Source organism: Comamonas sp. 17RB (assembly GCF_030056555.1).
Classification (GTDB): Bacteria; Pseudomonadota; Gammaproteobacteria; order Burkholderiales; family Burkholderiaceae_C; genus Comamonas; species Comamonas terrigena.
Genome location: NZ_JASHHY010000001.1, coordinates 92,912 through 106,758 on the forward strand (window position 1 = coordinate 92,912; position 13,847 = coordinate 106,758).

General features: G+C 66.3%; 12 protein-coding genes. 5 read left to right on the plus strand and 7 right to left on the minus strand.

Translation table 11 applies throughout. The features are described from left to right. Positions 1 to 320 precede the first annotated feature (320 nt). Positions 321 to 1,310: an asparaginase gene (locus tag QM470_RS00415; RefSeq protein WP_283337721.1), complete on the minus strand. Its 990-nt coding sequence runs from the start codon at positions 1,308 to 1,310 to the stop codon at positions 321 to 323. Between the two features lie 81 nt (positions 1,311 to 1,391). Between QM470_RS00415 and lexA the strand changes: the two genes are divergently transcribed. The 3 genes from lexA to pdxH all read left to right on the plus strand — a co-directional run bounded on the left by lexA (position 1,392) and on the right by pdxH (position 3,550). Further along, a complete protein-coding gene (gene lexA, locus QM470_RS00420; RefSeq protein WP_283337722.1) occupies positions 1,392 to 2,063 on the plus strand; it encodes a transcriptional repressor LexA in 672 nt (223 codons plus the stop codon). A 227-nt stretch (positions 2,064 to 2,290) separates the two neighbouring features. After that, on the plus strand, positions 2,291 to 2,596 hold the full coding sequence (locus QM470_RS00425; protein ID WP_283337723.1) for a hypothetical protein: 306 nt from the start codon (positions 2,291 to 2,293) through the stop codon (positions 2,594 to 2,596). A gap of 291 nt (positions 2,597 to 2,887) precedes the next feature. Further along, positions 2,888 to 3,550, plus strand: a complete 663-nt coding sequence (pdxH, locus tag QM470_RS00430; protein WP_283337724.1) for a pyridoxamine 5'-phosphate oxidase — start codon at positions 2,888 to 2,890, stop codon at positions 3,548 to 3,550. 274 nt (positions 3,551 to 3,824) lie between these two features. Here the strand turns inward: pdxH and QM470_RS00435 are convergent, their stop codons facing one another. Next, positions 3,825 to 4,775 carry an AEC family transporter gene (locus QM470_RS00435; protein WP_283337725.1) on the minus strand — a complete coding sequence of 317 codons (951 nt, stop codon included), beginning with the start codon at positions 4,773 to 4,775 and terminating at the stop codon, positions 3,825 to 3,827. A gap of 398 nt (positions 4,776 to 5,173) precedes the next feature. Here QM470_RS00435 and QM470_RS00440 point away from each other — a divergent pair, with 398 nt between their 5' ends. Further along, positions 5,174 to 7,330: a TonB-dependent receptor family protein gene (locus tag QM470_RS00440; RefSeq protein WP_283337726.1), complete on the plus strand. Its 2,157-nt coding sequence runs from the start codon at positions 5,174 to 5,176 to the stop codon at positions 7,328 to 7,330. An 18-nt stretch (positions 7,331 to 7,348) separates the two neighbouring features. Then, on the plus strand, positions 7,349 to 8,488 hold the full coding sequence (locus QM470_RS00445) for a PepSY-associated TM helix domain-containing protein (RefSeq protein ID WP_283337727.1): 1,140 nt from the start codon (positions 7,349 to 7,351) through the stop codon (positions 8,486 to 8,488). A gap of 665 nt (positions 8,489 to 9,153) precedes the next feature. On the opposite strand, the gene QM470_RS00450 is transcribed toward QM470_RS00445, so the two are convergent. The 5 genes from QM470_RS00450 to msrA form a co-directional block, all read right to left on the minus strand. Then, complete coding sequence (locus QM470_RS00450; RefSeq protein ID WP_283337728.1) at positions 9,154 to 11,376, minus strand: TonB-dependent receptor; 2,223 nt, start codon at positions 11,374 to 11,376, stop codon at positions 9,154 to 9,156. 322 nt (positions 11,377 to 11,698) lie between these two features. Then, positions 11,699 to 12,130: a hypothetical protein gene (locus QM470_RS00455; protein WP_283337729.1), complete on the minus strand. Its 432-nt coding sequence runs from the start codon at positions 12,128 to 12,130 to the stop codon at positions 11,699 to 11,701. Positions 12,131 to 12,285: 155 nt separating this feature from the next. Further along, on the minus strand, positions 12,286 to 12,612 hold the full coding sequence (locus QM470_RS00460) for a hypothetical protein (protein WP_283337730.1): 327 nt from the start codon (positions 12,610 to 12,612) through the stop codon (positions 12,286 to 12,288). Positions 12,613 to 12,670: 58 nt separating this feature from the next. Then, positions 12,671 to 13,156 (minus strand): transcriptional repressor, encoded by a 486-nt coding sequence (locus QM470_RS00465; RefSeq protein WP_283337731.1) that lies wholly within the window; start codon positions 13,154 to 13,156, stop codon positions 12,671 to 12,673. A gap of 151 nt (positions 13,157 to 13,307) precedes the next feature. Next, complete coding sequence (msrA, locus tag QM470_RS00470) at positions 13,308 to 13,844, minus strand: peptide-methionine (S)-S-oxide reductase MsrA (RefSeq protein ID WP_283337732.1); 537 nt, start codon at positions 13,842 to 13,844, stop codon at positions 13,308 to 13,310. Positions 13,845 to 13,847: the final 3 nt, after the last annotated feature.

The following is a 13,847-nucleotide window of genomic DNA, read 5'->3' on the forward strand; positions in this document are numbered from 1 at the left end:
ATCCAGGCCGCTCGCGAGAGAATTGGTCACCACTAACACCTCCGTGCGCGATTATTGCTTACCGCGCTGGGTGCACATTCCTCTTCTCTACCGGTTGTAAGTTTTTGTGAGGATTTCGTGCGCGCCACGCGACAACCCCGTACAGCCAGCGCTGTGCAGACCCCGGGTTGGCGAGGTTTTCCAGCGGACCTCGACCGCAACACGCTATCGCCTGCCCTCCTGCTGGTTGGGCTAGCAGGCCTGCACGTATCCACGCCGCGCAACAAGCCCGTCCCCTACCCTACGGCGGCGTGGCCTGCCGCACCGGCCCGGATTTCGGGCTAGCGGTCCGTGCGCGGCCAGCCCATCAATTCCAGCATCAGGCTGGTGCGCGCCTTCACGGCAGGCAAGGCGCTAACGCGGCTGTCATCGGCATCTTCGGCCTGCACAATGCGCCCGCGCTCGCAACGCGTGCTGCGGCGCACCGCCAGGCCCCGGCTTTGAGCCACCTCGAGTGCGGCATCCAGCGCCTGGTGGGTGGTGCCGTTGCCCGTGCCGGCCACCACCAGCCCGCGCACGCCAGCGCTGCACAGCGTCTGGACCACCGCCTGCATCACCGGACCGCTGCAGCCTGCATGGCTCACCAGGATTTCCACCTGGGGCCATTCGGCAGGCGGGCGCAGCGCACCTACCGGCGGAATCTTCGGCGCGGACAGAGCCGCCCCGTCCACGGCGCCTGCCCAGCGCACCCGTCCCTCTTCCACCCAGCCCTGCGGGCCGCTGTCACCGCCGTCAAAGGCATCCACACGGTAGGGGTGCACCTTGCGCACCTGGCGGGCGCTGAACACCATCCCGGCCATCACAGCCAGCACGCCACGCCCGGCCGCATGGGTATCGGCCGCGCAAATCACCGCATCCCGCAGATTGCCCGGCCCATCGGCCGAAATGGCGCTGGCCGGACGCATGGCACAGGTCAGCACCATGGGTTTGGCTGGCTGCAGCACGCACTGCAAGAACCAGGCGGTTTCTTCCAGCGTATCAGTGCCGTGGGTGATGACAATGCCCCCCACATCGGCACGCTCCAGCAACTGGCTGCAGCGCACTGCCAGCGCATGCCAGGTGCTGTGGTCCATGTCCTTGCTGTCCAACTGAGCCACTTGTTCGGCCTGTAGTGGCGCTTTTGCAACGCGTTCCAGATCGGGCACCGCCTGCAGCAACTGCTCCACACCCAGCTGCGCCGGGCGGTAGCCCACATGGGCCCCCGCAGAGTCCGCGACCCCGGCAATCGTGCCGCCGGTCCCCAGAATGACGATGGTTTTGCCACTTTCCACTTGCAGTCCTTTGCAAACTGGTCAAAAATACAGGTACTGGATGAACACACAGTATTCATCCCCACCGATCAAGGAATGCCCATGGACCACCCCAAGCTCACCCCCCGGCAGCAGCAGATTCTGGATCTGATCCAGTCTGCTATCAGCCGCACTGGCGCGCCCCCAACCCGGGCCGAGATCGCCAGCACCTTGGGCTTCAAGTCGGCCAATGCCTCGGAGGAACACCTCAAGGCCCTGGCCCGCAAGGGCGTGATCGAGCTGGTCAGCGGCACCTCGCGCGGCATCCGCCTGTGCGTGGACACCGTGCGCAGCATCAACGCAGCCCGCGGCAACGTCTTTGCGCTGCCCCTGACCGCCATGCAGCCGCTGCTGCTGCCGCTGGTGGGCCGTGTCGCTGCAGGCTCGCCCATTCTGGCCCAAGAACACATTGACCAGACCTATTCGGTGGAAGCCAGCATGTTCGCCCACAAGCCCGACTACCTGCTGAAGGTGCGCGGCATGTCCATGCGCGATGCCGGCATCCTGGACGGCGACCTGCTGGCCGTGCAGTCCACCCATGAGGCCCGCAACGGCCAGATCGTCGTGGCCCGCCTGGGGGATGACGTCACCGTCAAGCGCCTGCGCCGCACCGGCTCCCAGATCGAGCTGCTGCCCGAAAACCCCGACTATCCCATCATCCAGGTCAATCCCGAGGAGCCCTTCGCCATCGAAGGGCTGGCCGTGGGCCTCATCCGCAACTCGGCGCACATGTAGCGCACGGCCTTTCTACCGGGCCTCCCTGGGCGCGTTCAGCGTGCCCCCCAGGCCCTTGACCGCAGAAGCGCTGTCCAGCCGCTTCCGCCACCACCACGGTTCTGTACCGCGGCCTGCGTGGACGTGCAGAGACCGTTTTGCCCAGAATTTGTCTCTCCAATCAGGTGTGTGCAACCTGAGGGAGTAGGTTTGCCCGGAAAACTGCACGACAGAAAGCGAGCTCCCCCATGCGCCTGTTCACCACCTCCAGCACCCCGGTCGGCTTCACCCTCACTGCCCCCTTGTCCATGCCGATCCAGCGCCGCCCAGACCTGCGTGCCCACCATGCGGCTGCGTCTGCAGCCTCAACCGTAGCATCCGCCGCCAGTGCCAATGACTGCCGCTATTTCAGCGTGGCCATGGACGACAAGGTACGCGTCCTGCGCCGCGACGTGGGCGACCGCGCCCGTATGGTGCTCAGCGGCCGCATGGCCGATGTCTGCGCCGCCCTGGAACATATGAGCCGCGCCGAAACGGTATCCCTGGCAGGCTGACGCCATACCGCCCGGCGCCACCGTACGCGGCCCGTGTGCGACACCAGATCCTGCACATTGCGGATTGCAGCGTCCGGACTTGCCAGGTCTGCGCGCGAATGCGCAATCCAGGGGCGTCTGGCTATCCGGCTGACGCCCCATCCTGCGGCACATACACCACGGCAACCGGCTTCAGGCTCGCATGCACGCCATCCTCCCCTGGCCGCACTGCCCTGTTCTCGTCTGCCAAAGCAGGCAGTAGAGGGCCTGCACAAATACCGCACTGCTGCACGCAGGGGGCACAATGGCGGCATGAGCCAGATTTCTGCCCACATCGCCGACCTGCGCAAGAGCTACGAGCGCGCAGAACTCAATGAAGACGCGTCCAAGGCGGATCCCCTGGCGCAGTTCGACCAGTGGCTGCAGGAAGCCGTGAGCGCGCAGGTGGCCGAACCCAATGCCATGACCGTGGCCACGGTTGGCAATGATCTGCGTCCCAGCACACGCATCGTGCTCATCAAGGGCTATGACGCACGCGGCATCGTCTGGTACACCAATTACGACAGCCGCAAAGGCAACGAACTGGCGGGCAACCCGTTTGCGGCATTGCAGTTCCACTGGGTGGAGCTGGAGCGCGTGGTGCGCATCGAAGGCCGGGTGGAGCGCGTGAGCGACGAGGAAAGCGACACCTACTTCCACAGCCGCCCGCTGGACTCCCGCATTGGCGCCTGGGCCAGCCCCCAAAGCCAGGTCATTTCCAGCCGCAGCGTGCTGGTGACCAACGCCGCCAAATATGGCGCCCAGTTCCTGCTCAAGCCCCCGCGCCCTCCGCACTGGGGCGGCTTCCGTCTGGTACCCGACCGCTGGGAATTCTGGCAGGGCCGCAAAAGCCGCTTGCACGACCGGTTGCGCTACCGCACCGAAAGCGGGCCAGACGACAGCCAGGTTTGGGTACGTGAACGACTTGCGCCCTGAATAGCGCTTTTTTACCGAAAACCGCTCAAGTCCCCGCCGCGGATGCCGATACAGCACATATCGGTGTACGCGCCAAGTCTAGGCGGTGCACCCAAGCCCCGGCGCTCGCGCAGCCGGGGCTTTTTTCTATGTCCAGAACGCGGCCCTCAGGCTGTAGCGCATAGGCACCGCGGGACACTGCCAGAAAGCCCGCAGCGACCAAGGCCATGGGAACCAACGTGCCCGCTATATATGCCCCGCTATGTTGCGGCCTCACCAACGGCACCGCAGTCACCTAGGCCCAGCGCTGCAATACCGTCAGTACCACCGGCAGCGTGACCAGGGCCAGCGCGGTGGACACCGCAATGCTGGCCGTGACTTCGTCTTCCCCCACTTCATAGCGCTGAGTGAATAGAAACACGTTGGCGCCCACCGGCAAGGCCGCAGCCAGCGCCATGGCGGCCATCGCCGGGCCGCGCAGGCCCAGCAACCAGGCACAGCCCAGGAAAACGGCGGGGTGCACCACGGTCTTCACCACGGCAATGCGCAGCGCAGCACCCAGGTTGCCGCGCACCCGACCATAGGCCAGCGTCACCCCCACCAGCAGCAACGACATGGGGCCCAGCGCCTGCCCCATCAACTGCAGCGGCGTGTCCACCACCTCGGGCACGGGCAAACCGGTCTGGGCGTAGAGCACCCCGGCAATGATGGGTAGCGGAATCGGGTGCAGGATGCTGTTCTTCACCGCCTGGGCAATCGTGCGGCCCATGCCGCGCGCGTCCGCTTGGCCTGCCCGACTGGCCTGGCGCGCGGCGGCCAATTCGAAAATGATGGTGCCACTGGTCAGCAGCACCAGGGCGTGCACGGAAATCAGGGTGAACAGCGTGACAAGGCCCTGCTCGCCGTAGGCCAGGCTCATCAGCGGAATACCGATCATCACCGTGTTGCTGAAGGTATTGGCCAGCGCCCGCGCTGCGCCCAGCGTGGTGAAGCCCTGCACCAGCATGGTCACGGCGAACACCAGGGCCACGGCCAGAAAGTACACCCCGATGGGGGCAAAGTCCAGGTCCGTCAGCTTCACCTGCATCATGGTGCGAAACAGCAGTGCCGGCGTCAGCACATAGAACACCAGATTCGACAGATCCCGTACGGCGGCGTGGCGCACCCACTGCAGCTTGGCCAAGCAGATGCCCAGGCCAATCATCAAAATCACAGGCAACAGGGCAGAGAAAGCGGGAGAGTTCACCAAAGATTCCTGAAAAACAACGCAGCAGCACCCTGCCAAAGACCGCTAGGACCTGCACAGCACCTTCACCGCATCTGCACAAAGCGTGCCGGCGCACCGGTCCGCAAAACCGCCGCGTTGCGGCATCGCACGGTGCGTGCTTGGGTCGCGGCCCGCATGATAGGCCACGGCAGCCACCTGCCAAGGCAGGATGCTTCGGGATCTGCAACATTCGCGGGACCCAGGGGTCCACGACATCCCCTGACAGCCATAGCGACTTTGGCGCCCTTGCTGCCAAATTGCGCATCATTCCTATTTATAATCATTGTTGATTTTTGTCACCAACCCTCTTTCTGCCGTGCCGCCGCCTGCCCTGCTGACCACAGCGGCCTGAACGCAGCCTCTCCCCCTTCTCTTTCATGTCCTCTCCCCAATCCCCCCGCACGGCCGGTGTGCGCTGTGCCGTGGCCGCTGCGGCCGCACTGGCCTGCCTGCCTGCCGCCGTCTACGCCCAATCCGCCGAACCTGTGGTGTCCACGCTGGACTCGGTCACCGTCACCGGCAACTGGCTGGACAACCCCAACCAGGAAAAGGTGCTGGAGCATGCCGGCGCCCGCACCATCGTCGACCAGCAACGCATCGAGGAAAGCGGCTCCGCCAGCGTGCGTGATGTGTTGCGCCTCGTGCCCGGCGTACAGGTGCAGGACAGCAACGGCACGGGGGGCAGCGACGTCTCGCTGAACATCGGCGTGCGCGGACTGACCTCGCGCCTCTCGCCCCGCTCCTATGTGCTGATGGATGGCGTGCCCGTCTCCTACGCGCCCTATGGCCAGCCACAGCTGTCGCTGGCACCGGTATCGTTGGGCAACCTCAGCTCCGTGGACGTGATCCGCGGTGCGGGTTCGGTGCGCTTCGGACCGCAGAATGTGGGCGGCATCATCAACTTCGTTACCCGCGCCATTCCCAAGGAATTCGAGGCCGATGCCAGCGTGGGCGCCGAGTTCTACAGCCACGGCGGCAATGTCAAGACCACGCCCAGCCTGTTTGTGGGCGGCACCAACGCGGCCGGCCTGGGCGGCGCGCTGCTCTACTCGGGCACGCACGGCAGCGGCTGGCGTGCCGGCAATGACAAGACCGACATCGACGATGTGCTGCTCAAGGGCAGCTACCGCCTGACGGGCCAGGACAATCTGTCCGCCTCGCTGCACCACTTTGAAGGCAAGGGCCGCATGCCCGGCGGCCTGACCACGGCGCAGTACGCGGCCGACCCCTTCCAGAGTACGCGCAGCTACGACCAGTTCACCGGCCGTCGTACCGACGGCTCGCTCAAGTACACCCACAACGACGGCCGCAACAACGTCGAAGTGCTGGCCTATTACGTGGATTCCTTCCGCGGCAGCTACATCGAACAGGAAAGCGGCAGCCAGCGCCGCCTGACCGCAGCCCCCCGCAACTACAACTACCTGGGCCTGGAGCCGCGCTATTCGCGCATCTTTGAAACCGGCCCGGTGGTGCAGGAAGTCAGCGTGGGCTACCGCTACCTGAATGAAAAGAGCTCCGAAGTGGCGCTGCGCACGGCCTACTACACGCCGGGCACCGAAGGCAACGCCATGGACCTGCCCATGAATGCCTACCAGAACAGCCATGGCGGCACGACGGCGCATGCCTTCTATATCGACGACCGCATCGATATCGGCAACTGGACCATCACGCCCGGTGTGCGCTTCGAGCGCATCCGCTCCTTCAACCACGTGAAAAACCTGGGCGCAGGCGGTGTGGTGACCAGTGCCATCACCCCGGAATCCGAGGCCGATGAATGGCTGCCCACCCTGTCCGTGCTCTACCGCATGAACGACCATTGGTCCGTGTTTGCCAACGCCGGCAAGTCTTTCGGGCCGCAGCAGTATGCGCAGCTGGCACAAAGCGACCGCGGCCTGCACCCCGAGTCGGCCAAGACCTATGAGATCGGCACGCATTTCCAGGGCGAGCAATGGGGCGGCGAGCTGACGCTGTTCAACATCGACTTCGACAAGGAACTGCTGCTGACCCGCGTCGGCGTGGACGGCATCTGGACCGACCTGGGCGCCACCCGCCACCGCGGCCTGGAATCGGCCCTGCGCTATGACTTCGGCAAGGCCTTCCCCGCCCTCAAGGGCCTGTCGGCCGGCATGACCTATACCTACACGCAAGCCTCTTCGCAGGCTGGCGACTTTGCGGGCAAGGATCTGCCGCTGTACTCGCGCCACACGGCTTCGCTGTCGGCACGCTACAGCGTGGACCGCTGGACCTTTAACGCCGACCTGAACGCGCAGTCCAAGCAGCGCTCTCCCGGATCGGGCACGCAGTACGTGACACAGGAAGACGCCTCCGGCCGCCTGGGCGACGTGCCCGGCTATGCCACCGTCAACCTGCGCACCGGCTACCAGATGGGCAAGGAAGCCCACAACCTGCGCCTGGCCGTGGGGGTCAAGAACCTGTTCGACCGCCGCTACTACCTGCGCTCCACCGACAACAACGGTGGCAAGTACGTCGGCATGCCCCGCACGCTGTACGTGCAGGCTACGCTGCCGTTCTAAACCAGGGCCGCTGCAAGCATGACTGCATTGCGTTCTCTGTGGCTGCGGCTGCACCGCTGGCTGGCCCTGGCCCTCGGCTGGGTGCTGGTGCTGGCCGGCCTGACCGGCGCCCTGCTGGTGGTGGCCCAGCCGCTGGACCGCCAGCTGCATGCCGAGCTGTTCACTGCCCCCGCGCCTTCCGGCGCGGCAACACCCTCGCCTGCCGCCCTGGCGCCGCTGTACGCCCGCTTGCAGCAGGAATTTGGTGACAAAACCACTGTCAGCTTCCGCCTGCCCCAGCAGCCCGGCGACAGCCTGTGGGCCACGGTGCGCGGCAGCTGGAACGGCACGCTCTATCTCAACCCCTGGACCGGACAGGAGCAAGGCCGGCGCGGCGCGACCGAGGGCTTTACCAACACCCTGTTCAAGCTGCACAGCAGCCTGCTGCTGGAATCCACGGGCAAGGCCATCCTGGCCTGGGTGGCGCTGGCCTATCTGGTGCTGCTGGTCACCGGCCTGACGTTGTGGTGGCCCCGGAACTGGGCCCAGGCCTGGAGGGTGGAACTGCACAAGAACCTGGCCCGCTCCCTGTTCGATCTGCACCGCGTGGGCGGCGCCGCACTGGGCCTGCTGCTGGCCGTCTCCGTGGCCACCGGCGCCTACATGGCCTGGCGCCCGCTGGGCGGAGTGATCAATGCGTTCGCTGGAGCCAGCACCGTGGAGCCCCCCAAGCTGCCCAAGCTCCAGGCGGCCCCCGGCCCCCTACCCTCCGTGGATGCCCTGCGGGACACAGCACAGCGCGCCCTGCCCGAAGGCCAGTTGCGCATGTTGCAGCTGCCCGCCGCCCCCACCAAGCCGGTGCGCGTGCGCTTTCTGGTGCCAGGGGAACCCCACCCCAATGGCGTGAGCTCGGTCTGGATGGATCCGCGCACCGGCCAGGTGCTGGCGGTGCGCCGCTGGAACGAGGTGGATCCGGGTGCCGCTGCCGTGGCCGTGATCTACCCGTTGCATACCGGCGAGCTGGGCGGCTGGCCACTGGAAACCGCCGTGGCGCTGGGCGGCCTGGTGCTGGCCGGCCTGGGTATCAGCGGCCTGTGGCTGTGGTGGAAGCGCCGCCAGGCCCGGCAACGTACCCAGAAAACCCAGGCAGCGGCGCAGCGCTTGCGGTCACAGGGCTGACCCCACGCAGCCATGGCCAGCCCGCCTGTGCCATGGCCTCCATGGTGAAAACTGCTCCGGCAGACACAGACATGCGCGCATCCAGATGGCCTGTGTCTTCAGGCTGGTGGGCACCACAGTGCCTCTGCCCTGCCAGTTGGGAAATCAGGGTTCGCACAGCGGAAAATTGGGGATGATGCGGCGCCTTGACCAACGGAAGTGGTCGGCCGCGCTCGTGCAATTGGTTCCAGAGCTCCACCAACCGGGCCTCCGCGGTGGGCTTGACTCGATGCAGCCCCGCTCTTCTCTGTCAGTAAACCCACCTCCAGCACCACACTCAACACCATGCGGGCTGCTTCGGGCTGACAGACTCTGGGCACAAAAGCCCCAGGATGCCCTGCTGCCGGTGCACAACATCGCAAGGTGCATACAACTGAGCTGTGGCAAATCCTGCTGCAGACAAGCGGCCTCCCCAAGGCGCTGCTGAAGCCCGTATTTTGCGTGCACGGTGCGGCCGCGGCCGCCCACCCTACACACGGTGACCACGACAGCCTGACTCAAGACGCGTCTGCCATTCTGATACGCCATGAAAGCAGTCTTGCTTGCCACGGCACGCAGAACGCAAGACTGTGCTGACCACAGCCGCCGCACGCCAGCACGTACAGCGGCCGTGGTCGGCAACAGGCTCAGAAGTCCATCTTCACGCCCAGGGTGATGTTGCGTCCCATCAGCGGCGCTGCATCCTTGATAAAGCTGGTGTGCGCATAGGCCAGGCGGTTGGTCAGGTTGCGCCCCTGCACGAACAGCTCCAGCGGCTGGCCCTGGGGCGTGCGCAAGGTGTAGCTGATGCCTGCATGCAGCAGGCCGTAGCCCGGTGTGGGCGACTCCAGCGGCGCCACGCGCGACTGGCGGGCCGCCTGCACCCACTCCACATTGCCCTTCCAGCCTTGCCAGCTGGCCTGCAGCTGGGCTCCCAGGCGGGCCGGCGGAATGCGCGGCAGGCGGGTGCCATCGGCCCGTTCGGCCCGCACGGCATCACCCCACAGACGCAGCGCCCAGGTGGCATTGAAGCGGTGGCGCATCTCGGCCTCCAACCCCGTGAAGCGCGCATCGGCCTGGCTGTATTCCAGCAACTGGAAGCCGTCGTGCACGTCCAGCGTGCGGCCGTAGATATAGCCGTCCACCTGGTGGCGGTACAGGCTCACGCCCCAGGTGGTTTCACCCCCCGTCTTGCGCAGGCCCAGATCCCAGGCGCGGGAATTTTCCCGGCCCAGCTGGCTGTTGCCGCGTTCGTAGGCGTTGGTGGCCAGGTGCACGCCGTCCGAAAACAGCTCCTCGGCCGTCGGCATGCGGCTGGCATGGGTGTAGCTCAGGCTGGCTTGCCAGCCGGGCTGGAAACGCCATACCGTACCCAGCGAGGCCGAGCTTCCGCTGTGCTCGCGCTCCTCCCCCGTTTCCAGTGCGCGGATGCGCTGGCGGTCATGGCGCAGCGCGCCCTGCAGCGTCCAGTCGCCCACCTGGTAGCGCTCCAGCCAGAACATGCCCCAGCTGCGCGTGTCCGTGGGCTGGACCGTAGCCTCTTCCCCTTCGGTGCTGAAGCGGCGCTGGGCACTTTGCACCCCGAACACGCCACTCAAACCGGCCAGGCCAGGAATGGGCTGGTGCTCCACTTCCAGCCGCAGATCGTGAGCCCGGTTGCGGAACTTGGTGGCAACTTCGCCTTCATCCAGCTCTTCGTGTCCATAGCGCGTCTGGCTGGCCGTCAACCGCACAGCAGCAATGCCGGCCACCGGGTTGCGCCAGGCACCGCGCAGGTCCCAGCGGTTGCTGCGCATGTCCACCGTGGGAATGTCGGCCCCATCGCCGTGGTCATGGTCGTGATCCTGGTCGTCGTGGCAATGCAGGTGGTCGCCGTGGGCATGGCAATCCACATGCTCATGGCCAGGCAAGCCATAGCGCGCCTCCTGGCGGGTGTAGGCCAGGCCCAGATAACCCTCGCTGCCCACCCAACTCAGGCCCACGCTGCCGGTTTCGCCCTTGGAATAGCTGCCTCCCACGCGCGAGCCACCGTCCCAGCCGCGGCCCACGCGGTAGTCCTGGGCGTTGCGGCCCATGCCTTCCACATGCACCACCAGCGGGCCCTGTCCACCAGTCAGCGCGAACGCGCCGGTCTTGCCACGGTCGGCCGAGCTGTAACGCGCCTGGGCGCTGCCCTGCACGCCGTTTTCCGGCACCGCCGTGGGAATCTTGCCGTCCAGCACATTCACCACCCCGCCCACGGCACCGCCGTAGAGCAAGGCGGACGGGCCACGCAACACCTCGATCTGCTCAGCCAGCATGGAGTCGGCCATGACCGCATGGTCGGGACTGACGTTGGAAGCGTCCTGCACCGCACTGCCGCCACTGAGCACCTGCACGCGTGGTCCATCCATGCCGCGGATCACCGGGCGGCTGGCACCTGCGCCGAAATGCGTGGCCTGTACGCCAGGCTCGCTGGCCAAGGTCTCGCCCAATGTAGCGCTGCGTCGGGCTTCCAGCGCCTCGCCTTCCAGCACCTGGACTGGTGACGCCAGCGCCGATTGCTCCAGCGACCATGCACTCGAGCGGATTTCTACTTCATGTAATGTAGATTCATTACCAGGTGTGGGCTTTGCTGCCACCACATCGGCGCCCGACGCTGCCACAGCGGTGGACGCAGGTGCCACCGTGGCGGCTTCTGCAGATGGCGTCTGTGCCTGCGCGGCCGCGGTGCCTATCGCCAGGCACCAGCAGGCAAACGCCACACCGCGCAGACGGCTGCGCCCAGCCCCCAGCGGCGCCGTCCAGGCAGGCTCGGCAACGGCTGCAGCCGTGGTGGATGAATTGGCCCGGGACTGGGCCGGATGGGTCGATGCACTCAAAACGTTCATGGGGGAACTTTCCCTCTGCACTCCCCTGCGCAGCGGCGCACAGCGCCGTATGGCCTGCATGCGCAGACCGGCTGACCGCCGCAGTGGGAGCTTGCGCCGCCCTCCTCAGGCAGCGCTTTTCATATGGTCAGCAGTCCCATGCGCACTGCGTGCGCACAAGCTGCTCTGCTTTTGAACGGTTCTGATCCAGACGATAGGCCGGTGCGGCATGCGCGCTGCGCCATCAGCGGGCGCAAGGGGCCCGCTGCCTTCCTGGGGTGCGGGACATGCGCCACCACAGCAGGGACAGGCGTTGCGGATGCCTCCAGACGCACCAGTCGGATCAGAAACCAGGGGGCAGGTGCATCCCGGGCGGCCCCCGGGCCAGCGGCGCCCACCAGCGCTGCTGCGCCAGGGCATGCCCTGGCGCAGCCAGAGAAACCGCCGTAGCCCAGCATGCGGGCAGCCAGGAAAGAGAGGCAAGCGGCGCCTGACCATGTGCCAACTGGTCCAGCGCCTGGCAGTCCAGGCTGCCATGGTGACCGAACAGCGCCTGCACGGCGTGGCCCACCCCACCCGGGGATACCGCAGGCAGTGATGGTGCGGTCGTGGCAACGGCAGGCGCCAGGCCAGCACCAGGGATGTGCACCACCTGGTGCATCCGCGCCACCAGCGGTGCCAGGCAGAGCGCCAGCAACAGCCAGACTGCCAACCAGCGGCGCAATGGCTGCGCGGCCGTGGTACCGCCCGTGGAATGCATGGCCTGCTGGCGCATCACACACACTCCCGTGTGGGCTGGGGCACTGACGGAACCCAGCGCTGGTGTGCCCACGCGTACGGACCCGCAGCCCCCTTTGACAGGGAGCGCGGGCATCCGGCTCGGTAGGCAAGCATGCAGCGCATCACGCAGCGTTCATTCCACCCGCAGGCTCAATGGCTGTGGCGCATGCCGCAGTTCTTGCCCAGTGCCAGGCCTTTGCAAGCCAGCTGCAACTGCTTTTGGCACTGGTCTTCGCCTTTGCCTGCTTCCAGGCATTGGGCGGCCTGGGCATGGGCGCGTGCCATGGACTGGTGGCGTTCAATGTCCTCGCGCGTGTGCGCATCCAGCACCGGCTGGCCCGTGGTCGGCTTGGGCGCGGCTTCGGCCGTCACCGGCACAGGCTGTGGCGTGCGGGCGGTCGGCTGGGCCTGAACGCCCACCGCCACCGTGCCGAAGAGGGAAAAAACTGCGGCACAGGCCAGAAGACGGAATTGCATGGAACTTCTTTCGGAAGAGAGGGTGGATGCCAGCGCAATGCCGGCCGTGGAGCTGGACTCAGGCGGCGTTGCACGGCGTGCACAGACCGTGCAGCTGCACCGTCTGCAGCTGCCCTACTGCGGCCCGCTCCAGCGCGGACGCCAAGGCCTGTACCGATGCCTGCACGGCAGGCGCGGCGTTGTCCACGGGAAGGTCCTGCGCGCAGCGCAGACAGTGGAACTGCACCGGCATGCGCTGGGCCACAGGCGCCGGCGCAGCACTGGCCTGGGCCCGCCCTGCATCGCTGCGCCATTGGAAACGGGTGATGCGGTCATCCTCCACCCGGCGCTGCAGCAGCCCGGCCTGGGTCAGCCGGTCCAGGGCGCGGAACACGGTCACCCGGTTGACGGCCACACCCAGCCGGGCCAGCGCGGCCTCCACCTCGGCGGCAGACAGGCGGCTGGCAGCCTGGCTACGCAGCAAGGCCACCAGCGCGCGCGTGGCGCGGGTGGCCCGCATGCCGGGCGGCAAGGACAATTCCACGGAAGAAGCTGGGCGGGACATGGGCACACTCAAGACACACTGCAATTGCAGCGGGATTGCGATATTAACGCAATTCAATTGCAATACAGAACAGCGCCCCGGATTTTTGCCTTCACAACCCGCAGCATCCGCCGCAGACGCCAGCCACCGCCAATGGGCTGGCAAAGCCCTCTCAGTCCGGCTTCACATAGCGGCCAAAGGTGGCCAGCAGCTTGTGCACCTTGGGTGCCACCACATAGGCGCAGTAGCCCTGCTGTGGATTGCGGGCGAAATAATCCTGGTGATAGGTCTCGGCCGGCCACCAACTGCGCAGCGGCTCGACTTCCGTCACCACCGTCGCCCCGAAAGTCTTGTCCTGCCCGAATTCGCGCAGCAGATCTTGTACCACCTGCTCCTGCGCCGGCGTGGTCACATACACGCCGCTGCGGTACTGCGTGCCGACATCATTGCCCTGGCGGTTGAGCGTGGTGGGATCGTGCGTGCCAAAAAAGATCTCCAGCACCTGGCGCAGACCGATCACCTGCGGATCGAACACCAGTTTCACGGCCTCGGCATGGCCCGTCGTGCCTTCGCACACCTGCTCGTACCGTGGATGGTCCACATGGCCGTTGGCGTAGCCACTTTCCACATCGGTCACGCCCTGTACACGGTCGAACACGGCCTCGGTGCACCAGAAACAGCCGCCTGCCAGATAAATCGTTTCAGTCATGCC